24 protein-coding genes are annotated in these 23,804 nt (G+C 32.4%); 6 read left to right on the forward strand and 18 right to left on the reverse strand.

Annotated elements, in window-relative coordinates:
* Window positions 1-297: 297 nt before the first annotated feature.
* The 3 genes from RMO53_RS00680 (at window position 298) to RMO53_RS00690 (ending at window position 1,795) form a co-directional block, all read left to right on the forward strand.
* Window positions 298-1,029 (forward strand): DNA/RNA non-specific endonuclease, encoded by a 732-nt coding sequence (locus tag RMO53_RS00680; RefSeq protein WP_310377446.1) that lies wholly within the window; start codon window positions 298-300, stop codon window positions 1,027-1,029.
* Between the two features lie 264 nt (window positions 1,030-1,293).
* Window positions 1,294-1,509, forward strand: coding sequence for a hypothetical protein (locus tag RMO53_RS00685; protein ID WP_310377423.1), 216 nt, complete (start codon window positions 1,294-1,296; stop codon window positions 1,507-1,509).
* Entirely contained in the window at window positions 1,499-1,795 is a 297-nt protein-coding gene (locus tag RMO53_RS00690) for a type II toxin-antitoxin system RelE/ParE family toxin (RefSeq protein ID WP_310377424.1), read from the forward strand. Before RMO53_RS00685 ends, RMO53_RS00690 begins: the two co-directional genes overlap by 11 nt.
* Before the next feature lie 212 nt (window positions 1,796-2,007).
* On the opposite strand, the gene rodA is transcribed toward RMO53_RS00690, so the two are convergent.
* The 6 genes from rodA to purH all read right to left on the reverse strand — a co-directional run bounded on the left by rodA (window position 2,008) and on the right by purH (window position 9,287).
* On the reverse strand, window positions 2,008-3,243 hold the full coding sequence (rodA, locus tag RMO53_RS00695; RefSeq protein ID WP_310377425.1) for a rod shape-determining protein RodA: 1,236 nt from the start codon (window positions 3,241-3,243) through the stop codon (window positions 2,008-2,010).
* A gap of 17 nt (window positions 3,244-3,260) precedes the next feature.
* Window positions 3,261-5,192, reverse strand: a complete 1,932-nt coding sequence (mrdA, locus tag RMO53_RS00700; RefSeq protein WP_310377426.1) for a penicillin-binding protein 2 — start codon at window positions 5,190-5,192, stop codon at window positions 3,261-3,263.
* Window positions 5,189-5,695, reverse strand: a complete 507-nt coding sequence (locus RMO53_RS00705) for a rod shape-determining protein MreD (protein WP_310377427.1) — start codon at window positions 5,693-5,695, stop codon at window positions 5,189-5,191. Before RMO53_RS00705 ends, mrdA begins: the two co-directional genes overlap by 4 nt.
* Window positions 5,688-6,512, reverse strand: coding sequence for a rod shape-determining protein MreC (gene mreC / locus RMO53_RS00710; protein WP_310377428.1), 825 nt, complete (start codon window positions 6,510-6,512; stop codon window positions 5,688-5,690). The genes RMO53_RS00705 and mreC overlap by 8 nt, the downstream gene beginning before the upstream one ends.
* 97 nt (window positions 6,513-6,609) lie before the next feature.
* Entirely contained in the window at window positions 6,610-7,638 is a 1,029-nt protein-coding gene (locus tag RMO53_RS00715) for a rod shape-determining protein (RefSeq protein WP_310377429.1), read from the reverse strand.
* 53 nt (window positions 7,639-7,691) lie between these two features.
* Window positions 7,692-9,287: a bifunctional phosphoribosylaminoimidazolecarboxamide formyltransferase/IMP cyclohydrolase gene (gene purH, locus RMO53_RS00720; RefSeq protein ID WP_310377430.1), complete on the reverse strand. Its 1,596-nt coding sequence runs from the start codon at window positions 9,285-9,287 to the stop codon at window positions 7,692-7,694.
* 163 nt (window positions 9,288-9,450) lie between these two features.
* On the opposite strand from purH, the gene RMO53_RS00725 reads away from it, so the two are divergent.
* Window positions 9,451-10,704 carry an ABC transporter permease gene (locus RMO53_RS00725; protein ID WP_310377431.1) on the forward strand — a complete coding sequence of 418 codons (1,254 nt, stop codon included), beginning with the start codon at window positions 9,451-9,453 and terminating at the stop codon, window positions 10,702-10,704.
* An 88-nt stretch (window positions 10,705-10,792) separates the two neighbouring features.
* Here the strand turns inward: RMO53_RS00725 and accD are convergent, their stop codons facing one another.
* The 3 genes from accD to RMO53_RS00740 form a co-directional block, all read right to left on the reverse strand.
* Window positions 10,793-11,647, reverse strand: a complete 855-nt coding sequence (gene accD / locus RMO53_RS00730; RefSeq protein ID WP_310377432.1) for an acetyl-CoA carboxylase, carboxyltransferase subunit beta — start codon at window positions 11,645-11,647, stop codon at window positions 10,793-10,795.
* 104 nt (window positions 11,648-11,751) lie between these two features.
* Entirely contained in the window at window positions 11,752-12,819 is a 1,068-nt protein-coding gene (fbaA, locus tag RMO53_RS00735; protein WP_310377433.1) for a class II fructose-bisphosphate aldolase, read from the reverse strand.
* Between the two features lie 60 nt (window positions 12,820-12,879).
* On the reverse strand, window positions 12,880-15,441 hold the full coding sequence (locus RMO53_RS00740) for a BamA/TamA family outer membrane protein (protein ID WP_310377434.1): 2,562 nt from the start codon (window positions 15,439-15,441) through the stop codon (window positions 12,880-12,882).
* A gap of 37 nt (window positions 15,442-15,478) precedes the next feature.
* Here RMO53_RS00740 and RMO53_RS00745 point away from each other — a divergent pair, with 37 nt between their 5' ends.
* The gene (locus RMO53_RS00745; protein WP_310377435.1) at window positions 15,479-16,207 is read left to right on the forward strand and encodes an RNA methyltransferase; all 729 of its coding nucleotides are present in this window, start codon (window positions 15,479-15,481) and stop codon (window positions 16,205-16,207) included.
* 62 nt (window positions 16,208-16,269) lie between these two features.
* On the opposite strand, the gene RMO53_RS00750 is transcribed toward RMO53_RS00745, so the two are convergent.
* Genes RMO53_RS00750 through RMO53_RS00765 form a run of 4 tightly spaced genes read right to left on the reverse strand, consistent with a single transcriptional unit; the run spans window position 16,270 to window position 18,601 of the window.
* Window positions 16,270-16,974 (reverse strand): porin family protein, encoded by a 705-nt coding sequence (locus tag RMO53_RS00750; protein WP_310377436.1) that lies wholly within the window; start codon window positions 16,972-16,974, stop codon window positions 16,270-16,272.
* Between the two features lie 22 nt (window positions 16,975-16,996).
* Window positions 16,997-17,728 (reverse strand): bifunctional demethylmenaquinone methyltransferase/2-methoxy-6-polyprenyl-1,4-benzoquinol methylase UbiE, encoded by a 732-nt coding sequence (gene ubiE, locus RMO53_RS00755; protein WP_310377437.1) that lies wholly within the window; start codon window positions 17,726-17,728, stop codon window positions 16,997-16,999.
* 47 nt (window positions 17,729-17,775) lie between these two features.
* Complete coding sequence (locus RMO53_RS00760; protein WP_310377438.1) at window positions 17,776-18,258, reverse strand: dihydrofolate reductase; 483 nt, start codon at window positions 18,256-18,258, stop codon at window positions 17,776-17,778.
* Between the two features lies 1 nt (window position 18,259).
* Window positions 18,260-18,601, reverse strand: coding sequence for a 2TM domain-containing protein (locus RMO53_RS00765; RefSeq protein WP_310377439.1), 342 nt, complete (start codon window positions 18,599-18,601; stop codon window positions 18,260-18,262).
* A gap of 236 nt (window positions 18,602-18,837) precedes the next feature.
* Between RMO53_RS00765 and RMO53_RS00770 the strand changes: the two genes are divergently transcribed.
* Window positions 18,838-19,134, forward strand: a complete 297-nt coding sequence (locus RMO53_RS00770; RefSeq protein WP_310377440.1) for an isoamylase early set domain-containing protein — start codon at window positions 18,838-18,840, stop codon at window positions 19,132-19,134.
* Window positions 19,135-19,277: 143 nt separating this feature from the next.
* Here RMO53_RS00770 and RMO53_RS00775 read toward each other — a convergent pair whose 3' ends face one another.
* The 5 genes from RMO53_RS00775 to RMO53_RS00795 form a co-directional block, all read right to left on the reverse strand.
* Window positions 19,278-19,907 (reverse strand): DUF2306 domain-containing protein, encoded by a 630-nt coding sequence (locus RMO53_RS00775; RefSeq protein ID WP_310377441.1) that lies wholly within the window; start codon window positions 19,905-19,907, stop codon window positions 19,278-19,280.
* 167 nt (window positions 19,908-20,074) lie between these two features.
* Window positions 20,075-20,266 (reverse strand): hypothetical protein, encoded by a 192-nt coding sequence (locus RMO53_RS00780; protein ID WP_310377442.1) that lies wholly within the window; start codon window positions 20,264-20,266, stop codon window positions 20,075-20,077.
* 7 nt (window positions 20,267-20,273) lie between these two features.
* Window positions 20,274-21,002: a DUF3667 domain-containing protein gene (locus tag RMO53_RS00785; RefSeq protein ID WP_310377443.1), complete on the reverse strand. Its 729-nt coding sequence runs from the start codon at window positions 21,000-21,002 to the stop codon at window positions 20,274-20,276.
* Between the two features lie 14 nt (window positions 21,003-21,016).
* A complete protein-coding gene (locus RMO53_RS00790; RefSeq protein ID WP_310377444.1) occupies window positions 21,017-22,990 on the reverse strand; it encodes a serine hydrolase domain-containing protein in 1,974 nt (657 codons plus the stop codon).
* 128 nt (window positions 22,991-23,118) lie between these two features.
* On the reverse strand, window positions 23,119-23,804 hold a 686-nt coding region (locus RMO53_RS00795; protein WP_310377445.1), incomplete at its 5' end, for an AraC family transcriptional regulator.

Consider the following 23,804-nt stretch of genomic DNA (forward strand, 5'->3'; position numbering starts at 1 on the left):
CAAAGACCTTTCGTTAAAAGAAAAAAGAGAAAGATGGCACGAGAGTTTATCAAAAGATATTTATGTTGAAGAAGCTCTCAATATACTCGATGATTTACAGCCAAAAGTTATTGTAAAAAAAGGGCTGTCCAGTAAGTTAAAAAAAACAAAACTTGTTAAATCGTAATTGATTTTAAAACAATGAGTACAAAAATAAAATCATTAATTGCTCTTGCGCTCCTGAGATTCAAAACGAATTTTTGGAGCGTTTTTAGTATTAGTTCCGTTTTGTTGATAGGATTTTTTATTTCTTTTGGAATGGTATCTTTTGATTTAAAAAAAGAGGATACTAATTTAAAAAGCCAAAAGCAGGATTTAGATTTTCTGCCTACTTCAACTACAAATCAAATTATTGTTCACGACAACTACACTTTATCGTATAATGAAAAATACGAGCAAGCAGAGTGGGTTGCCTATCATTTGATGAAAAATCAATTAAAGGGCAACAACTTTCAAAGACCATTTTTCATTGAGGATCCAAAAGTAAAAACCCAGTCAGCAGATTGGAGAAATTATAAAAAATCAGGTTACGACAAAGGGCATCTTTGTCCTGCAGCCGACATGAAATTTTCAAAAAATGCATTTAATGATACTTTCTACACCTCGAATATCTCACCACAATTGCATGATTTTAATGATGGTGTCTGGAATAGATTAGAGCAAAAAGTGCGTTATTGGGCATCAAAACACAACGATTTATATGTAATTACAGGAGGTGTTTTACAAAGCGGTTTGAAAACTATTGGAGTCGAAAACGTGGCAGTTCCTAATTATTTTTACAAAGTATTAGTCTATAAATCAGGTAATAAAACCAATATGATTGGGTTTCTTGTTCCTCATCGAGAAAGTAATTTACCCTTATATAAATTTGTAGTTCCAGTTGATAAAATAGAAGCTCTAACTAAAATAGATTTTTTCCCAAAACTCGAAGATGCTTTAGAAAAAAGGTTGGAAAAAAATAGCGATTATAAAGAGTGGAGTTTTAAATAAATGACATATTAGATTAGTAAAGCCTTACTAAACTAGAGGAATCCTGTGGGTGGTAATATTCTGGTCGCTAAAACCGCAGTTGTTGTTAAAGACATTTAGCAACTTGTTTGCATTTGTTGCTTTTTTTGCTCAACTTTGTGGGTAAGTGGAGCAGAAATTTGCAAAGCACACCAAACTTTTAATAACGTGTACTCTTTTTTAGAGAAGACTTCAAAGAGCAGAAAAACAATTTACACCAGCAATTATCTATTTAACAGCGATATTATGATTACTTACAATGTATTAATACCAGACAACAAGCAACAGTTTTTTCAAGAATTCTTGGAACTTATTGGTGCTAACTATGAAAAAAATAATGAAGAATTTTTTATTAGTGATGAACAGAAAAAAATTCTTGATGAACGGTTAAAAGAAGATAAAACAAATTTTGTATCGGCAAGAGAATCATTGAGCCAATTACGAAAAAAACATGGCGTATAACCTTACTATTTTGCCACAAGCACAGGAAGAAATCCAGAAAGCTTTTGAATATTATGAACAATTGTCAGTTTCGGTACTCACTAATTTTGACCTCCAGTTAGAAGATGTATATCGAAATCTTGAGATTAATCCGTTTTATCAAGTACGATACAAGCATTTAAGAGCCATCCCTTTTAAATCATTTCCTTTTTTAACCTTTTTTGATGTTGACCAAGACAATAATATCATTTATATTTATTCCGTATTTCATACTTCACAAGACCCAAATAAATATCCTGTTAGATAGAAACAAAAAGCCAAGCGAGATTTCTTGGTTTTTACGATTTTTGACTTGTTTTGTTAGCTCTGGTTTGTGGGCACAGAAAGAATTTCTGCACTATACAACACGAGAAAAATTATTAAATATCCGAGCCATCGGATTTTTTTCCAAAACTCGAAGATGCTTTAGAAAAAAGGTTGGAAAAAAATAGCGATTATAAAGAGTGGAGTTTTAATTAACTACCATTCATTTACTTTATTGGCATCCATTTTTATAAAAATAAAAAGTAAAATAGTAAAACCCCAAAGACCTGAGCCACCATAAGAAAAGAACGGAAGCGGCACACCAATAGTTGGAAAAATTCCCAAAACCATGGCAATATTCACAAAAAAATGGATGAATAGAATTCCAGCAACACAATAGCCATAAACCCTGCTAAACTTTGTTTTTTGCCTCTCGGCTAAATAAATTAATCGAAGAAACAAACCTACAAACAACGCTATTACCAGTATTGATCCAAGAAAACCCCACTCTTCACTTACAGTTGTAAATATGTAATCTGTGTGTTGTGCTGGCACAAATCCGCCTTTGGTTTGCGTGCCTTCAAGAAATCCTTTGCCAAACCAACCGCCAGAACCAATAGCAATTTCGGATTGATTGGTGTTGTACCCAACTCCTTTCATGTCAACTGTTTTTCCTAACAAAATATTAAAACGGTCGCGATGGTGTTGTTTAAAAACATTTTCAAAAACATAACTCACAGAAAGTACAAATCCTGAAATGAGTGCAAAAAGAATACTGCTCAAGACCACATTTCTATCTCCCAATCTGGATCTGAAATGGATAAAAACAATTACAAGTAATGCCAATAAAATTACATACTGAGGTTGTAAAATAAGTGTTAGTACAAATAAAAGTATGGCTATAAATCCTGTCCAAACATACCAAGCTGGTAAACCTTCGCGGTATAAAACAATAATAAAAACACTATAAATTAAAGCACTTCCTGGGTCAGGTTGTGGCAGAATTAATAATACTGGCAAAAAGACAATAACAAGGGCTTGAATTTGCCGATTGATGTTTTTTAAATTGATTTGAGAATCACTCAAATATTTAGCTAATGCTAATGCAGTTGCAGCTTTTGCAAATTCCGATGGTTGCAAAGTAAAACTTCCAATACCATACCAGCATCGCTGACCCGCAATAGTTTTGCCAAAAGCAAATAATCCAACTAGTGATAATAGTGCAATTCCATATAGTATACTTGCATATTTTTCATAAAATTTGCCGTCTACATAGAGCAAAGTAAAAATTAAAGGAATGGTTAAAACGATAAACACAAATTGCTTTTCAGACGTTCCTTCCATAGAGGACAATGAGGAGGAATAAATGTTCAACCAACCCAATAGTACAAGTACACTATAAATAATGATACAAATCCAGTCAATATTGTTTGTTAAACTTTGATTTTTCATTTAAAATGAATCAATTGTTAATTTACTTTAGTGGTGTCTTTTTTGATTTTTGGAACTACTATTTTGCTTTTTAAAATAGAATCTTTGATTCTCATTTCTAACTTAACTGCTGCAGAAAGCCCACCAAATTTTGCGTATCGATCCTGTAAACTTCGCTCTAACGTTCTTTTTTCTAAGTCAACTCTTGTTATTTTATGTCTCAAGTATTTTTCGATCATTAAGCTTGCAATTGGACCAGCAATTGTTGCGCCATAACCACCATTTTCTATCATTACAGCAATGGCAATTTTCGGGTTGTCCTTTGGAGCAAAAGCGACAAAAATAGAATGGTCTTCAAGTTGTGTTCTTTTTCCATTAATTTTCGCAAAATTTTCGGCTGTTCCCGTTTTACCACAAATATCGATTCCATCCACTTTAAGTGAACTTGCAGTTCCAATATTATATACATCAAATAAACCGCTTATCATGGGTTTAAAATATTTTTTATCAATAGTTGTAACGTGCTTTGTTGTAAATTTTTTATCTATTTTCTCGCCTTTAATTTTTTTTATGATGTGAGGCGTGAAATAATATCCTTCGTTTGCTACGGTTGCCATCATATTTGCAAGTTGTATAGGTGTCATCAAAACTTCTCCTTGACCTATTGCATTGGAAACAATTGTTTTACTGTCCCAACGCCAATCCGGATACATTTTTTTGTAGGTTTTTGAATCTGGAACTTTACCTCTTTTACCTGTAGGTAAGTCATAACCCATAAATTGTCCCAGTCCAAAACTTTTAACATGTTTACTCCAAACATCTACAGCATACGGTGGACTTCTGTATTTGTTTATCGTTTTCATATAAACACTACCAAAATAGGTGTTACAAGACAACGCGATACCATTGTGTAATTGATGTGGCCCAGAACCATGGCATTTCATAAATCGTCCTCGAGCATAACTAAAACCATGATGACACATAAAAGTGGTTTGTTCGTTGATTACACCTTCTTGAAGCGCAACCAAACCAGTTAATATTTTAAAAGGAGAGCCAGGAGGATATTCTGCTAATAACGCTCTGTCATAAAGAGGATTTGCAATAGAATCACGATACAACATGGTATAGTTTTTTGAACGTTGACGTCCTACTAAAATTGCTGGATCATAATTTGGTGCTGTAATTAAAGCTAATATTTCGCCTGTTTTGGGTTCGATTGCTACAATTCCTCCTCGTTTATTGATCATTAATTCCTCGCCGTATTTTTGAAGTTCTAATTCGAGAGTAAGGTTTATATCTTCTCCTTGAACTGCTACGGTATCATACTTTCCTTCTTTGAAAGAGCCAATTTCTCTATTGTACTTGTCTTTTTGAAAATATTTTACTCCTTTTATTCCGCGCAAAACCTCTTCGTAACTTTCCTCAACACCTTGTTTTCCTATTAAATCACCACTGTTGTAGTAGGGGTTTTTTTCAATTAATTTTTCGTTTACTTGGGTAATAAAACCAAAAACATTGGCGCCAAAAGCAACTTGATAATCACGCAAGGATCTTTTTTGGATATAAAAACCTTCGTATTTTCGCATTTTTTCTTGAAAAGCTGCAAACTCAAGTTTGTTTAATTGAGCCAAAAAAACCGAGGGTAATCTGGGACTGTATACTTTGGCTTTGGCTATTTTTTTGATATATTCTTCTTTAGTAATGTCTAATAATTCACAAAATTCTAAAGTGTCAATATTTTTAAGATCTCTTGGAATGACCATGATATCATAAGAGGGCTGGTTTGCTACTAACAGTTTCCCATTTCTATCATAAATATACCCTCTTTCTGGATAGTCGTATTTAATCTTAATAGCATTATTGTCGGATTTTAATTTTAGAGTTACATCAACAATTTGCAAATAGAAAATTCGTATTACAAGTAAAGATGCTCCTACAATAATTAAGGATGGAAGCAGCAGTTTTCTCATCGCTTATGTGGTTTTATAAGGTATATTATTAAAACACAAATTAGGATTGTAAAGAGTGTGCTCAAAATAGTTCGTATCAAAATATCCCAAAAAAAGCTGAATTGAAACGCTTCTAAAATAAACAATATTAGATGATGAATTAAAACCGATAACAGTATAAAAGAGAATCGTTCGGGTGTGAGCACATCATTTAATTTTACCGTTTGGTATTCGTAACTCAACCCAAAAGAAAATTTAAATAAATAAGGTCTATAATAAGCCAAAACCACACAAGCAGTCGCATGGATTCCACCAGAATTACTAAACATGTCTATAATTAGACCAAGTATGAAACTAGCAACAAGAAGTCCATATTTATTACCATTTACAGGGTATAAAATTATAAAAAGCAAATAGGGAAATGGACTGATATACCCCAAAAAATTTATATTATTGAAAATAATAATTTGGGCTGTCAATAACAGTAAAAAACGAAAAATATTGGCGAATAAAGTACTATTCATCTTTTTTCTCCTTTTCTAAATTAATAATTTCTTCGCGATCTTTACTTTTTATGATATACACATGACCTAGATTAGTCATATCATTAAAAAGTTTTATATCTAGAGTGTAATAATTAGTTTGATTATCCACATAGATTTTTTTAATGGTTCCAATATTAATATTTTCAGGAAATATTACGGATTGTCCACCTGTTACAATGGTGTCTCCTTTTCTAATGGCTGCCAATCTGGGAACATCTATCAATTGTACAATTCCCGTGTTTTTTCCGTTCCAAATTAAAGAACCAAAATGATTTGATTTTTTAATTTTAGCATTTATTTGAGATTTAACATTCAGGATACTCGCTACTGTTGCATAGCTGGCGGAGGTGTTGTCAATTATCCCAACTATACCTAAACTATTTATAACTCCCATATCGGGTTTTACACCTTGAAGCGTTCCTGAATTGACCGTTAAATAATTTTCATGTGCATTGAAGGAATTGTGAATCACTTTCGAAACTATAATATTTGTAAGGCGAACTCCTTTTATACTGTCCATTTTAGGAATAGAAGCAGTGTCTTTTGAATTAAAAAGCATGCTTTTTAATTTCGCATTCTCTAAAGCTAAGGCATCGTTTTGAGTTCTTAAACTTAGATATTCACTTACATTATTAATTTTTTCATAAACTCCACCAGTTAAGAAATTAGCAGAACTAATAATTCTGCTCTTGTGAAAAGAATGGGATTGAATAGTTAGAAAAAACGAAACGAGTAAAAGCAGCAAAAACAGTAATCTATTACTGTTTTTAAAAATAAAATTAAATATTTGCTGCATTGTGTAAAATTAATATTTTAAAAAATCAAACATAAAAATTCCAAATTCTAATTTAGGACTCAAAAGCAAAAATGGGAACTTGAAATTTTATTTTTTGTTATTTTATAAGGATACTTTTAAATCGTGTAATATTTTTAAGTGCCATACCAGTTCCTCTAACGACTGCTCTTAATGGATCTTCTGCAATATATACTGGTAAATCAGTTTTTTGAGAAATTCTTTTGTCCAATCCTCTGAGCATTGATCCACCACCAGCAAGATAAATTCCGGTGTTGTAAATATCAGCTGCTAATTCAGGAGGAGTTTGTGATAAAGTTTCCATAACAGCATCTTCAATTCTTTGAATCGATTTGTCTAATGCTTTTGCTATTTCTCTATAAGAAACAGATACTTGTTTGGGTTTACCAGTTAGTAAATCTCGACCTTGAACCGACATTTCTTCTGGAGGAGTTTCTAAATCTTCAACAGCTGCTCCAACTTGAATTTTTATTTTCTCTGCAGTGCTTTCACCAACAAAAAGGTTGTGTTGGGTACGCATATAATACACAATATCATTAGTAAAAACGTCACCAGCAATTTTTACTGATTTGTCACACACAATTCCACCAAGTGCGATTACAGCAATTTCAGTAGTTCCACCGCCAATGTCAATAATCATATTTCCTTTAGGTTGCATAATATCAATACCAATTCCTATTGCCGCAGCCATAGGTTCGTGTATCAGATAAACTTCTTTGCCATTTACTCTTTCGCACGATTCTTTTACGGCACGCATCTCTACTTCGGTAATTCCAGATGGAATACAAACTACCATTCGAAGTGCTGGAGTAAACATTCTTTTTTTCAATGCAGGAATGCTTTTTATAAGCATGCTTATCATTTTTTCTGAAGCATCAAAATCTGCAATTACACCATCTTTCAGAGGTCTTATTGTTTTAATGTTTTCATGAGTTTTCCCTTGCATCATGTTGGCTTCTTTTCCAACAGCTATTATCTTGCCCGAGACTCTGTCTCTAGCTACAATTGAAGGGCTATCAATTACAACTTTATCATTGTGTATGATTAAAGTGTTTGCGGTTCCAAGGTCTATCGCAATATCCTCGGTCATGAAATCAAAAAATCCCATAAGTTTTTAAGGGTTTAAAAGTTAATTTTTTTATTAGTACAAATCTAAACAAATTAATGTTTGAAATGACGTGTTCCTGTAAATACCATTGCAACTTTATTTTCGTTACAATAATCAATGCTTAATTGGTCTTTTATAGAACCTCCAGGCTGAATTACTGCTGTTATTCCAGCGTTTTTGGCAATTTCTACACAATCTGGGAAAGGGAAAAAAGCATCGCTGGCCATTGAAGCACCTTCTAAACTAAAACCAAAAGTTTTTGCTTTTTCAATTGCTTGTAATAAAGCATCAACCCTTGATGTTTGCCCTGTTCCAGAAGCAATAAGCGTACCGTTTTTTGCAAAAACAATCGTATTTGATTTAGTGTTTTTACAAATTTTGGAAGCAAAAAGTAGATCTTCTATTTCTTGATTTGTTGGTGCTGTTGTTGTAACGGTTTTTAAGTCTGCTTTAGTATCAGTGATGTTGTTTCTTTCTTGAACCAAAACCCCATTCAAACAAGTTCTTACCGTTGTTGGCGATAATGAAGTTTCCTTTTGGATCAATATAATTCGGTTTTTCTTTTCTTGTAAAATAGCAATGGCTTCTTGATCAAAACTTGGAGCGATAACCACTTCGCAAAACAATTTGTTTATTTCTGTAGCTGTTGGCACATCAATTTTAGTATTTGCAATCAAAACTCCTCCAAAAGCTGATGTTGGATCACAAGCCAAAGCCGCATTGTATGCTTCGGCAATTGTAGTTCTTGTGGCCAATCCGCAAGCGTTGTTGTGTTTTAAAATCGCAAACGTAGAGACGTTGCATTGCAACGTCTGTACATCATGTTGCAACGTCTGTACATCATGTTTCAACGTCTGTACGTCATTTTTAAATTCAGCAATCAAATTTACAGCTGCATCTACATCGAGTAAATTGTTATACGATAATTCTTTTCCGTGAAGTTTTGTAAACATGGCTTCGAAATCGCCAAAGAAAAACCCTTTTTGATGTGGGTTTTCGCCATAACGCAAAACTTGACCGTTATTTTCACTGATTTTTAGAACAGTTTCATCGTGATTTTTATTAAAATAATTAAAAATAGCCGAGTCGTAATGTGAAGTAACATTAAAAGCTTTCAAGGCAAAAAGTTTTCGGTTGACCAAAGTAGTTGCACCGTTTTGATTGCTAATTAATTCCAAAAGCAAACTATATTCATCAACCGAAGCAACGATCACAGTATCCTTGAAATTTTTTGCAGCCGCACGAATCAACGAAATGCCGCCAATATCTATTTTTTCGATAATGTCTTCCTCGCTAGCCCCAGAAGCAACAGTTTTCTCGAATGGGTATAAATCTACAATCACCAAATCAATTTGAGGAATGTTATATTCTTTCATTTGTTGCACATCACTTTCGTTGTCTTGACGATTTAATATTCCACCAAAAACTTTTGGATGCAATGTTTTTACTCTTCCGCCAAGAATCGATGGGTATGAAGTAACATCCTCAACAGGAATAACTGGAATGCCAAGATTTTTAATAAATTCTTCGGTTCCTCCGGTAGAATAAAAGATTACATTTTGTTCGTGAAGTTTTTGTATTATTGGTTCTAAACCTTCTTTAGAAAAGACTGAAATTAATGCAGATTGTATTGTTTTTGTTGTGTTCATTATGCAGTTAGAATTTTGTGGTGCAAAAGTAGTTTTTTTGATGATAAAATTCAATGAAAAGGTGTAACAAAATCTAAAAAATTCGTACTTATACGGAAGTGATTTTTGATTTGGTTTTGAAATAAAATAAATTGAATTTTACGATAACATAAATTGTAATTCTATGCTTGTTTATCTTCGATTATTAAAAGAAAGTTTTGGCTTTGCGATGAACGCTTTGCGTAATAATAAATTAAGAACATTTCTTTCTTTGTTAGGAGTTACGATAGGGATTTTTTCCATCATTGCCGTACTTTCGGCGGTGGATTCCTTGGATAGAAAAATCACGAAAGATTTAAGTTCATTAGATAAAAACACGATATATTTAACAAGTCAGTCTTTTGGACCTTCTGATGTTCCACGATGGAAACGGCAACAATTTCCGGCGGTAAATAATGAAGAGTTTCAATATCTAAAAGGCGCATTAAGTAATGTAGAGAATTCTTGTTTTCAGTATTTTATCAACAGCGAAAACATTAAGGCAGGTTCAAAAACTTCATTGAATGTCAACGTTGTGCCTGTATCATATGAATTTGCAGACATACAAAGGATGGAGATTGACCAAGGACGGTTTTTTAATGAAGCGGAATCAAACGCTGCAAATCAAGTCGTGGTTATTGGGTATGATATTGCTAAAAACTTGTTCGATGATTTTAATCCAATAGGTAAAACCGTGCGAATGTATGGACAACGGTTTACGGTAATTGGAGTAACCAAAAAGAAAGGAATGAGTCTAGGGTTAGGAGAAAGCGATGATGTTTCTGCTTTTTTCCCTTCTAATTTCATTAGAAAATTATATGGGAATAATACCGATAGAGTTTTACCTGTAATCGTAATTAAACCAGAAAAGGGAATTGATGTAGATGCTCTAAAAGCTGAAATTGCTCAAAAACTACGGAATTATCGAGGTGTAAAATCAGATGAAATCAACAATTTTTTCATTAACATTTTATCAGGATTTACTAACATGATTGACGGAATTATAAGCCAAATGAATATTATGGGTTGGATAATTAGCGGGTTCTCATTGCTTGTGGGCGGTTTTGGAATTGCTAATATTATGTTTGTTTCTGTAAAAGAGCGCACCAATCTTATAGGAATTCAAAAGTCATTGGGTGCAAAAAACAAATTTATTCTGTTTCAGTTTCTTTTCGAGGCCATTATACTTTGTTTAATAGGGGGAATTATTGGATTGATTTTGGTTTGGATTATTGCGATGGTTTTGACCAAAGCTTTGGATTTTGAATTTGTACTAGGATTTAGCAACATTGTTTTGGGTTCAGGATTAGCTGTTTTAATAGGTTTAATTGCTGGTATTCTACCTGCAATTTCCGCCTCAAAACTCGATCCTGTGGAAGCGATTAGAACCGGAATGTAATTCCAGACTTCACGGCAATTACGGTCTTTTGTTCAAAAAAAAACACAAAGCATCGCTTTGTGTTTTTTTTATATAATTAAAAAGAAAATTATCTAACGTCTATATTCTGTATCAAATCGATGTACAAATTAATCTTGTCTTTCAGTTCTTTTCTGGGTGTGATAAAATCTAAAAAACCGTGTTCAAGTACAAATTCTGCGGTTTGAAATCCTTCAGGCAAATCTTTACCGGTGGTGTCTCTAACTACTCTTGGACCAGCAAAACCTATTAATGCACCGGGTTCAGAAATATTAATATCACCAAGCATGGCATACGAAGCGGTTGTTCCGCCCGTTGTTGGATCGGTACAAAGGGAAATATAAGGGATTTTTGCTTCGGCTAATTGGGCTAATTTTGCAGAAGTTTTGGCTAATTGCATCAATGAGTATGCGGCTTCCATCATTCTGGCTCCACCTGATTTTGAAATCATTAAAAAAGGAATGTTGTTTTTTATAGAGTGATCAATTCCGCGAGCAATTTTTTCGCCCACAACACCACCAATAGAACCGCCAATAAAGGCAAAATCCATACAACATATTACTAAATCTTTTCCTTTTGATTTGCCAACACCAGTTCGAACGGCATCATTCAAATGCGTTTTGTTTATGGTGTCTTTTAATCGTTCCGAATATTTTTTGGTATCCACAAAGTGTAGTGGATCTTTCGATGTCATTTTAGCATCCAACTCTTTGAATTTATTATCGTCAAATAACATTTCAAAGTATTCTTTGCTGCCTATTCGAACATGAAAGCCATCTTCTGGACTTACATATAAGTTTCGAGCAAGTTCATCTGCATCAATTACTTTTCCAGTAGGCGATTTATACCAAAGTCCTTTTGGGACATCCATTTTGTCTTCGGTAGCCGTTGTAATTCCTTTTTCTGTTCTTTTAAACCAAGCCATAATTAAGTTGGAAGTTAGAAGTTAGAAGTTGGAAGTAAAATCCATTTCTAAATTCTTAATTAATATTTAAATCACTTCGTACTTCGTATATCGTACTTCGTACTTTATAAAGTATTCACGTTATTCAAGTCAGCAAATGCTTGTTCGAGTCTGGTGTTGAAAGTAACTTCGCTTTCACGCATCCATTTTCTTGGGTCATAATGTTTTTTGTTAGGAACATCAGCACCTTCTGGATTTCCTATTTGAGTTTTTAAGTACTCAATATTTTTAACCATATAATCACGAATACCTTCGGTAAAAGCAAATTGTAAATCAGTATCAATATTCATTTTAATTACACCATAACTAATCCCTTCTCTAATTTCTTCCAGTGTAGAACCTGAACCTCCATGAAAAACGAAATCAACAGGATTGTGTCCTGTGTTGAATTTGTTTTGTACAAAATCTTGTGAATTTTTTAAAATCTTAGGAGTTAATTTCACATTTCCTGGTTTGTAAACACCGTGTACATTTCCAAAAGCGGCAGCAATTGTAAAACGAGGACTTATTTTTGAAAGTTCCTCATAAGCATAGGCAACTTCTTCAGGTTGTGTATATAATTTTGAGCTGTCCACATCAGAGTTATCCACGCCATCTTCTTCTCCACCAGTGATTCCAAGTTCGATTTCGAGCGTCATTCCCATTTTGCTCATTCTAGCTAAATATCCTTTGCAGATTTCGATGTTTTCTTCGATTGGCTCTTCGGATAAGTCGATCATGTGTGAACTGTATAAAGGTTTTCCTGTTGCTGCAAAATTTGCTTCCGAAGCGTCTAATAAACCGTCAATCCAAGGTAATAATTTTTTTGCGCAATGATCAGTATGAAGAATTACAGTTGCTCCGTAAGCTTCGGCCAAAGCATGAATGTGTTTTGCGCCAGCAATTCCGCCAGCAATAGCTGCTTTTTCTCCAGCATTTGACAGTCCTTTTCCTGCGTTAAATTGTGCTCCACCGTTTGAGAATTGTATTATTACGGGTGCATTTAATTTAGCAGCAGTTTCAAGTACACCATTTATAGTGTTTGATCCAGTTACGTTTACAGCAGGAAGTGCAAATCCTTTTTGTTTTGCGTAATTAAAAATTTCTTGAACTTGGTCTCCTGTTGCAACGCCAGGTTTTATGTTGTGTGCCATTGTAATTCTTTTTTAGTTGTTTTTAGTTTTCAGAATGCAAAAATAAGAATTAATTAGCACTTAAAACGGATAATTAATTCCAAAATTCAAAACTGAGTTTCCAAAATTATATTCTTGAAACCATCTCTTGGTTTTTTCATTAGCGGGATTATAGGTTTTGAATCCAAAATCAAATCGAACTACAAAAAAACTTAAGTCATATCGCAGTCCAAATCCTGAGCCAAGAGCTATTTCTTTTAAGTCATTAAGGCTTGTGAAAGTTGATTTTTCATCGACTACATTATCAAGTACGTTCCAAATGTTTCCTGCATCGGCAAAAAGCGCTCCTTTTAAATTTCCTAATATTTTAAATCTGAATTCAGCACTCAATGCAATTTTCATATTTGCTTCGTTGAAATCATTTCGAGCACCACTACTTCCTGGTCCCAGACTGTAGGCTTGCCATGCTCTATTGTCGTTTGATCCTCCTGAGAAATAACTTCTCGAAAAAGGAATATTATCTGAATTTCCAAAAGGAATAGCTATCCCAAAAAAGGTTCTTACAGCGAGTACTTTTTCTTTTGATAAATCCCAATGTTTAATGTAATCAAATTCAGTTTTAATATATTCGGAATATTCTAAATTAAAAATCTCATAATTGCCATTTTGATTTTTAACTAGATTTGCAACATTTGAAATTGCAGATAAAAGTGAACCCGCTGATTCGATTTTTGTTTTAAACAAATAAAAGGTGTTGTCTAATAAATCTGCTTTTGTTGTTTTTGTAAAGGAGTAACTGGTTCCTAATATAAAGTCGTTTTCGGTAAGTCTTATTCTTCTTTCTTCATTGCTTTTTACGGTGATATAATCTCGGTCTGTATTTATTAAGGAAGTAGTTCCGTCTAAAACAGCTTTAGTAAATCCTGCTGTTCCTTCCTCTATTGTCAAGTTTTTATCGTTAATATTATCAAAATAATCTGCATTTGTATTGTAAATTTTCCCAATATCATTTAATGCTTTGTAGGAAGAACGGTACACATTAAAATAATTTTGTGGATTCAGGTTTCGAACATACTGTATGTTAAACAAATCGAAACGAGCCGTATTCTTTATTTTTGGGGTCCAATTATACGATAAAGCTCCTGTGAAATTTTCTTTGTCCAGTCCTACATTTTGTTGTGAGGCAAATCCCAAAGTTATCGCTGTTGAGGGAATCATGCTTTTTGGAATAATTTTTTGGGTGCTAAAAGGAATTAAAATTCTAGGAAAATTCAGTTTTAAATCAACACCATATTCTAAAACATTAAAAAAATTGTCTTTTGGATTTGCTAAATCCTTTGAGGAACCAATATTTGCACGACCAGCAATTTCTAGTGTTTCGGCGCCATTAAATACATTTCTAATGGTTAAAGAAGTTGTTCCGGCTATACCAAAATCTTGAATATTAGAGTGTGTAAAATCTAGTGAGCTACCAAAACTGTATTTTTTTCTGGGTGTCAAATACACTTTGGCAATTAAGGAATGGGCAGTTGTGTCTCTCGAATCTACTTCGTATTGTATGGTTGGGTAATTAAAAATCTTCAAATTATTTAGATATCGAGTCGTCAAAACTGTTTTATCATCTGCAAACAAACTCCCTTTTGTAATAAAAACGCCATCAGTTATAGCATTTGGTTTGTATTTTAATTTTTCACGACTGTAAAGGTTGAAGTTTTTAAAGGCAGTACTATCGGTGATTTTCGGGTTGTTTTCAGCGGGTGAATAGTCCGTATAAATATTAACATCACTTATTTTATAAATTTTAAAAGGCGCTGTTTTTGTCGAATCGTTTTCCTGGTAAGTGTAGTTGTTTATGATTAAATTTACGTTTGCTTTTTCTTTCTTATCAATAGTATCTAGATTAAAAGTCACAAAATTGGGCTGAAAATTATAGACACCATTGTTTCTAAAATGGGTATTAATGCGTTTTTTTTCATTTTCAAAATCAATGGTTTTAAATTGATTTCCTGATTTTATAAAAGTATTAATCTTATTTGTTTCATAAAGAGAGTCGAGAACCGGTGTTTGTATTGATGAGGTTATAGAATCTAGTAAATAGGGATTCCCAGTAATAATGGCATACTTTATTTTAGCTTTTTTAAGATTTATGGGTTTAATTGTGTAGTTTGATTTTACATTAAAAAACCCATTATTTGAATAATAATAATTCAATCTTAACAAGGTTTTATTTGTTTTAACAGTGTCAATAATAACTGGTGGTTCTCCTGTTTTTTTTAAAAAATCATTAAATCCACGATACCAAAAAGAGTTTCCAAGTCGATCCACCTGTTTTGCAGACAACCATTTTGATTTACGTTCGTATTTTTTTGGATTATTTTTAAATTTAGCCTGATAAGTGGAGTCCGGGTTTTTTTTCGCCCAATTGTTTAAAGTCAAGCGTAAAGGAAATCCTAAAAGTTTTCCGTTAGGTTTTTGATACAATTGGTTAAAAATGACTTCATCCTTAATAACTTTGTCATTTACAGAAATTTCGTTTTTAGTAAGTAGTTGTTTTCCATCGGGAACTCTTTTAACAGAGTCACAAGCAGAAATTAATGTTGCTATTAGAATAAATGCTGTTATTTTTGTGGAAATCTTTTTCAAGTGTTTTATTATATTTAATTCAAAAGTACATTTTTTTATGCTTAGTAAAAACCAAATAAAACTTATAACGAGTTTACAGCAAAAAAAACAACGGTTAGCGAATCAATTGTTTATAGCCGAAGGTATAAAGGTAGTTCAAGAATTACTTAAATCAAATTTTGAATTGGTTCATATATACACTACTCAAAACGATTTTGAGGAGGTTTCTGTTGAATTTAAAACAACAGTTTGTGAGGGTGATTTAAAAAAAATTACTGCATTAACCACACCAAATACTTGTTTAGCAGTATTTAAAATTCAAATTCATAAAGAAATCATTGAAACGGGAGTGATTCTTGCGCTTGATTCAATTCGTGACCCTGGAAATCTTGGAACCATATTGCGATTGTGTGACTGGTTTGGTATAAGTCAATTAGTATGTTCTAAAGAAACCGTTGATATTTATAACCCAAAAGTTATTCAAGCTACAATGGGTTCAATTGCTAGAGTAAATGTAAATTATGTTGATTTGAGTCCTTTTATTATTCAAACTAAACTACCCGTTTACGGCACTTTTATGAATGGAGAAAATATTTATAAAACTACGTTGCCTCAAGAAGGAATTATAATCATGGGCAATGAGGCCAATGGAATTTCACCCGAAATAGAAAAATTAATCAAAAACCGACTAGCCATTCCGCGTTTTGGTAAATTGCAGCAAACCGAGAGTTTGAATGTGGCAACAGCTACTGCTATTATTTTGAGCGAGTTTCGTAGACCGTCATAAAATAGAAATTATTTTTTACAAACTTTGCGAAAAGCCTTTCGAACTTTGCGGTTATCTCTTTTTTAGTGAAAAGTAAAATTTATAAAAATCGCTCTAGATTTAAGTGATTCTATAGTGCCTGTCCACGGACTATTTGGATCGTTATCACGTATTAACTCATCTTTTAAACCAAAAACGCCTCGAATTGAGGGTGAAAATATAAAATATTCCGAAAAAAGATCGATACCAAAACCAAGTTCATAATTAGTAGTCCAAGGCTTTACTCTAAAGCGTTGTTCAGAATTATCATCTTTGGATTTAGAATTACTAGATAGATTTAAGGTTGCAGATAATCCACCAAGTAAATAAGGACGAACATTTCCTGTTCGCAACGAAGAGAATTTTAACAAAAACGGAAAATGAATATAAGTACTGTTTACTTCTCTTAAAGCATCGTTTTTTGTTGTGAAATTTGGATAAAATAAATCTCTTTTTGTGTAATACAATCCGGGTTCAAACCTTAAATTTATATATTCTTGAAGTCTTAAATCTGAAACAAGGCCAACGTTAAAACCGGTACTTTTTTTAACATTAATATCTGGACCAACTGTTTTATAATCAATTTTAAAATCATACGAATTGAATCCGAGATAAAAACCAAAATAGAGTCTTTTTTTTTGCCAGTTTTCAAGATTTATAATTGGGGTTTTACTAAACATGCTTTTAGTAAATTGTGCTTGCCCTTTTATAACGAAGAGGAATAAAATTAAGACAACTATTTTTTTCATCGTGGGCTGACTATTTTCAGAATTATTTTTTTGAAGCCGAATATATTGTTGCTACACCAAATGTTTGCGGCAAAGCGACTACATCTATAAACCCAATTTTTTTCAAAATATTGTTTAAGGCTTCACCATAAGGGAAATTTGCTGCTGATTCTGATAAATAACCGTAAGCTACAGTATCTTTTGAAAACAGTTTTCCTATGATAGGAAGTATGTTTCTACTATAAAAAGTATACCCTTGTTTGTAGGGCGTTTTTTCTGGCACCGATGTTTCGAGAATTACAAAAACACCGTTGGGTTTTAAAACTCTTAAAATTTCTGTCAATCCTTTTTCAAGATTTTCGAAATTTCGAACTCCAAAAGCAACCGTAATGGCATCAAAACTATTCGTGTCAAAGGGCATTTTTTCTGAATCACCCAGAACCATTTCTATAGTTTTTGAAAGTTTTTTTGCTTCAATTTTTTTCACTCCTACTTCAAGCATTCCCTGAGAAATATCCAGCCCAATTATTTTTTCTGCCTTAGTTTGTGCCATCAAAATAGCTAAATCTCCAGTGCCAGTAGCAATATCTAGAATTGAAATGGGGTTAGATTGAGCAACAATTTTCAAAACTTTTTTGCGCCATTTTACATCAATACCAAAAGAGATTACCCGATTTAAATTATCGTAATTACCAGAAATGGTATCAAACATTTTTGCAACTTGTTCTTTTTTACTTAATAAAGAATCTTTATAAGGTGTTATGTTTTCAGACATGCATTAAATTTTGCAACAAAGATAAGTTAGATTTTTTTGGATTTTTACTATTTTCTAACAAAGGTTTGATAACTGTAGTTGTATTGATGTTTCTCGTCTTTGTGATTAATAATTTCGTTTGTTAATTGCCAAATTTTAGAATCTATTTCAGGAAAATATACATCGGCATCAAACGAATGATGTACTCTTGTAATATCAAGCTGATCTGCAATAGCAATTGATTGTTTATAAATTTCGCCTCCACCAATGATATATAGGTCTTCATTATTTGGACAAGCGGCAACAGCGCTATCTATGTCTGGAACAACGATACAACCTTCTGGATGATAGTTTTTTTGTCTAGAAATAACAATATGGGTTCTGTTTGGGAGAGGTTTTGGGAAACTTTCAAAAGTTTTTCGCCCCATAATTATATAATGACCGGTAGTAAGTTCCTTAAACCGTTTAAAATCATTTGGCAAGTGCCAAAGTAAATTATTGTTTTTTCCTAGAGCATAGTTTTCGGCTACAGCCGCAATAATAATGATCATTTTATTTTTGATTTATTGCAGCGTCTTTGTCTACTTGTGTTTGAAATTCGGCTATTTTTTGTTTTTGCAGGGCAACAAGTCTATCAATTTGTTCTCTTTCCCAGTTTTTGTCCATGAATCGATCGGTGATATAAATTTTTATAAAATGTAAAACAAACAAAAAAGTCCATAGTGTAATTAACCAAACGGACCAATTAGAAGTATAACCAAAAACTTGAAAATGATTGGAGACAAACATAAATAAACTCCCTAATAGAAATAAAACAAAATGAAAGTAGAGTGTTTTCTTTCGCTTTATTCTTCGTCTTGCATATTCATATTGTTCGTGTTGGACTGTTTCCATAGAAATTTTTTAATGCATAAAGGTAAAATATTAATTTTAAACTTACTTTCTAATTCAGAATAAATTAAAAAGAAAACGTATTCGTAGTCCGAATATGAAAATTTTAATAACGAATGATTATGGATACTACTAAAAATTAGGAAGGTTTTTGTCATACTCCTAAAACTTCGTTTTATAAATTGTTTTTACAAAAATCTACTTTACATTTGCCCCATAATTCTAAAAATGAAATAGTTATGTCAATTAAGAAACAATTTATAAAAACAAAACCGGTTTGTAAAGTTACATTTTCGGTAGAGGCTAAAGAAGCAAATGTTGCTACAGTAGTAGGTGATTTCAACAACTGGAATCCAGCAGAAGGCGAGTTGTCAAAATTAAAAAACGGTACCTTCAAAGGTGTTTTCGAACTAAACAAAGACGCTTCTTATGAATTTAAGTATGTCATAGATGGCGCTTATGTAAATGACGGCGAAGCAGATTCATACGTATTTAATGAATTTGCAGGAACTGAAAACGGTGTTATAACCGTTTAAGCCTTGTTGCAAAAAAAATGAAATCCTTCTTGTTTTTAAAACGAGAAGGATTTTTTGTTTGAATTTCATACTCGGTTTATTCCTTATGGTCACGTTGCTTATTACACAATAGTTCTAAATCAATGTTAGCGATTGGCTTTAATTTAATTTTTTTTTCTTTTAATATTTTTTAATGTTGGAATCCAAATCATAACTATTTCACCACAAATTAGTGGAACAAATGAAAAGAAATACTCATTTACAGTTCTGCTAAATGTTGGGTCTTCAATTTGCCCAAATAAAAAGTCTAGTGAAATAATTCCACCTATTCTTACAGCTACAAATGAAAGTATGCATATGTAGCTTCTAACCATAAATTGTTGATGTACTTTTATATTTCTATTTTTTACGGACCACCAAGCCGAAAAAGTGGTAAAGAGAACCAAAACTGCTAAAATGAATAGAGAAACTCTACAGGTTACACAAGAACTTATCAGTGAAAGTCGGATAGCCGATAAACCTACGATAAATGCTCCAAGGATGTAAATTTTCCCTGTCAGTTTATGAAAGTTCAAATATTTACTTCTAATCCATTTAGAAAACTGTATTGGTCCAGTCAGTAACGCTAATGTTCCGCCAATTAAGTGAGAACTTACCCAAATTGGGTTGTTAATGTAACTGTCACTTCTATATCCAGTAAAAAAAACACTTACATTTTCAAGAAAAAAATAAGCTGATAAGCCTATAATTATGCTCCAAGAAAGGAAGTATAGTAAACGTTCAATTATTTTCATTTAGAGTTGATGTTTTTTTAAGCTTGTCGCCAACGTTCTGGCACTACAGCGTGTTTTGGACTAAATTAAGACCTATTTTCGGATAAACTCAAATTTAATTGATACAAGACCAACTTCAAATTAAGCCAAATACCAAAATTGCTTGTATTGTCTTTTAGTGGCAGTTTTTATTTGTCAGCCTTTTTTTTCAAGTCTTTAATAATTAAGTAAATTGATATTAAAAATACTATTATATAAAGAATATCCAAAATAGGATCTTTTAATGTCAAGTTTTTAAAGTCAATATGTTTAATCAAAGTTAAGCCCAATGTAAATGCAATAAATGCAAAAAACCAATTCATCCCTTTTTTGTTGTCCATTTTTTAATTAATGTTTGTTTATTAAATCTATTATTATTCCAATAAGTACAGGAAAAATCCAAAAAGTAATCATTCCTAAAATGTATGCAAATAACCCTTTTATATAGCTTGCAGGTTTTCTCTTGTCATAAAATTGTCCGATTGCCCAAACACAATATACTACACCCATGACACCTGCAATTGTCATTATGTTAAAGTGTGTTACTCCTTCTATAATTACAAAAACTGAAAAAATCAACATTCCCATTCCCATCACAAAGCATAGCATAATCAGAATTTCAAAAAAATTACAGTTAGACTTCCTGAAAAATAATTTTAACCATAAAGCAATAAATATACCCATCATAATATTTGCATAGCCATAATGCTCTTGCACCCATTTTACAATATTACCAACAGCACTTGAGGTTTCGCCTTTGGCTTCGTGATATTTTACATAACCGTCTTCAATATGAAATACGTAGCATAAAATTGTATAAATCAAAGAAGTTATGATGATGAATATGATTGGTTTTACAAGTCTGCTTCTGTTTTCTGAAAGATATTTACGAATGTTTTGTCCTGGATTTGTTGTGAGTTCACGAATTGTATATAAAATTCCACGTTCAAAATGTAGAACGTGTTCAATTTCGTGGATTATATAGTTTCCATCAATTCTTTTTAGGTTTGATGGTTGTCCGCAATCTGGACAAAATTTTGAATTTATTTCGGTGTTACAGTTTTTGCAGTTTCTCATATTCCCTATCGTCTTTATTCTACTTTTTCAAATTTAATTTCTTTTGCACGTGAGCCTGATACTTTGCAACGAATGATAACAGATTTTTCATTTCTAACAAACTCTACTTTCTTTAAAAAACTCTCCGAACTAATGAAAATATCGGGCTGTAAGATACTCATTTTTATGTTTGCATTTTTAGGATGTGTTGCAATCAGTTGGTTATCTTTTAAAACAAACGTATAGGATGTTTGTAATTCAGGACTATAGTATTTACCAACAAAGTCAGAGAAATTTATTTTGGTTTCATCAAAAGGTTTTAGGTCAATTTTTTTTCCAATGTACACAAAGTCTGATAGATGCCACTTTAATTCACCATTATTCAGAAAAACAATTTTACTATGAGGAATACCTGAAAACAAAAATTCGCTATGGCTTATTAACGGCAAGATTATTTTTTGATTTTCTCCTTTTACTTGCAAATAAAGATTTTTTTCATCGTTTGAAATATTGATAATTAATCCCGGCATCACTTCATAATTTCCGTTATAGGATTTAAGTAACTCTTCATTGATTGTAAGCTCTTGTTTGTTTGGCTCTGCTATTTTTTGTTTATCGGCAAGGAAAATGTCAACGATTTTGTAGGCTACATCTAATGGGTTAAATGCCTCTGAATTTCCAATGATTGTAACAGAAAAACGATGTTCAGGAATTCGAAGAAGATAAGAACGATATCCTGCATCACCACCACCGTGAAAAATTACATTTAGTCCTTTGTAGTTTTTAAGTTCTTGACCAAGGGCATACGACAAGGTTTCTCCATTAGTGAGTTGACTTTGCACTTTCATTTTATCGAAAATTGTTCTGTCTCCCACAACCGGATTTTCAAAATTCATTGCCCATAAACTTAAATCTTCAACAGTAGTATTAAGTCCTGTAGAGCCAACAATGGAATTATTTAAAAGTCTTTTTTTGTAGCCATTTGGGGTAGGTGCATAAGAATAGGCTTTGTTTTTTATAATCTTTTCATAATCTTGTGGAAATTGAGAGTTTTTCATTTTTAGGGGAACAAAAATTCGCTCGGTTGTAAATGCAGCAAAACTTTTTCCTGACACCCTCTCTACGATTTCAGCCAATAAATTGTATCCGGAATTACAGTATTCAAATGCAGTATTGGGGATAAAATTTAATTCGCTTAGATGAGCAATTAAATTCACAATTTCTTTGTTGGATATCACATCTTCTGGCTTAATTCCAACTAATGCTGTTAAGTCGCCCTGGTCTTTTATGCCACTAGTGTGATCAGTTAAATTTCTAATAGATATTTTATGTCCATAGTTGGGTAATTCAGGCAGGTATTTTCTAATATCGTCATCCAGCGACAATTTCCCTTCCTTTTCTAATAATAGAATTGAAAAAACGGTGAATTGTTTTGAGACCGAAGCAACTTCAAAAACCGTAGTTGGCGTAATGGGTATGTTGTATTCTAAATTGGCTATACCAAACCCTTTTTTATAAATAAATTTACTGTCTTTTACAACGGAAATGGCTATCCCTGGAGTATTTTCGTTATCATATTGCTCCAAAAGTTCATCTGTTTTTTCAAAGGGTGTTACTGCTTTATGCTTTATTTTCTGAATAGTCAAATCATATTTACCTACGCTTGTATTCTCATCGAATGATTTAATTTCAAAAAAATAATCACCTTTATGAGTAGAAGTTATGGAAAAGGCCTCGTAACCGTTGCTTCCATTTGGGCTATCAAAATCGTTAAGTTTTTCACCATTAAAATCAAAAGTAGATATTATCACATCTGTTCCTTTTTGAAGTAATTTAAGTGTAGCTATTTCATCTTTTGCCATTTTTATTTTATAACGATGCCTTTCTTTTGGTGAAATGTTTGTGCTAACAGTTCCACCTATTTTAACAAATCCTTTTTCAGTTTGTGCATTTAGTTGACACACTTGAAAGAGAAATAAGATGAAAAATAGGGAGTTCTTTGTTGTCATAATCTTTGTTTTACAATTTGACACAAAATTATATGAACAGCTTTTATAAAGCGACCGAATAAAAAAAGTCGAACCAATTAGTTGAGATATAATTGGTTCGACTTTTTATGTTATTGCGTTTTACTTTTTTATTTTGTTGATAATGAGCGTTTTCTGAATTCTGTTGGGGTTTGGTTAGTGTATTTTTTAAACGCAGTATTAAAGGAAGATTTTGAGTTAAAACCTACTTCGTAAAGGATTTCTAAAACCGTGAACTCTTTTTTAGTGGGGGTTTGTAAAATTTTCATTGCCTTTTGAATACGATATTCATTTACAAAATCAAAGAAATGTTGTCCTATATGGTGATTAATCAGAACGGATAGTTCTTTTTGTGGAAGATCGATTTGTGAGGCAAGTTCCTGAATGGTTAAAGTCGGCACTAAAAACGGCTCCTTTTCTCTCATAAATTTCTTTATCGTTTCAATTTTTTGCGAAATCTCAGCATTGATTTCAATGTTATCTATTTTATTTTCTTCCTGTAAAATTGTTTCAACAGGTTCAAGTTTTATTTCAATACCTCTAAAAAGTTGTGGCTGATATAATGCTTTCATTACAATCCATGAAGTAACCGCCAGTGCAGAAATACTTACCACAATGTTGGATAGTATAATAACATCCTTATTTTGAGTCAGGGTTAAAATCATCTTTGAGACTACAAACAAGTGAGCAGTTAAAAAAACGAGTGTCATTTGTAACAACCATTTGTAATTTATGGTATCTGCATTGGTGTAATTTTCGAGATATATTTTTTTATACTTTTTCAAAGCCAAAAGTA

It is taken from the genome of Flavobacterium sp., assembly GCF_031409475.1.
GTDB lineage: Bacteria > Bacteroidota > Bacteroidia > Flavobacteriales > Flavobacteriaceae > Flavobacterium.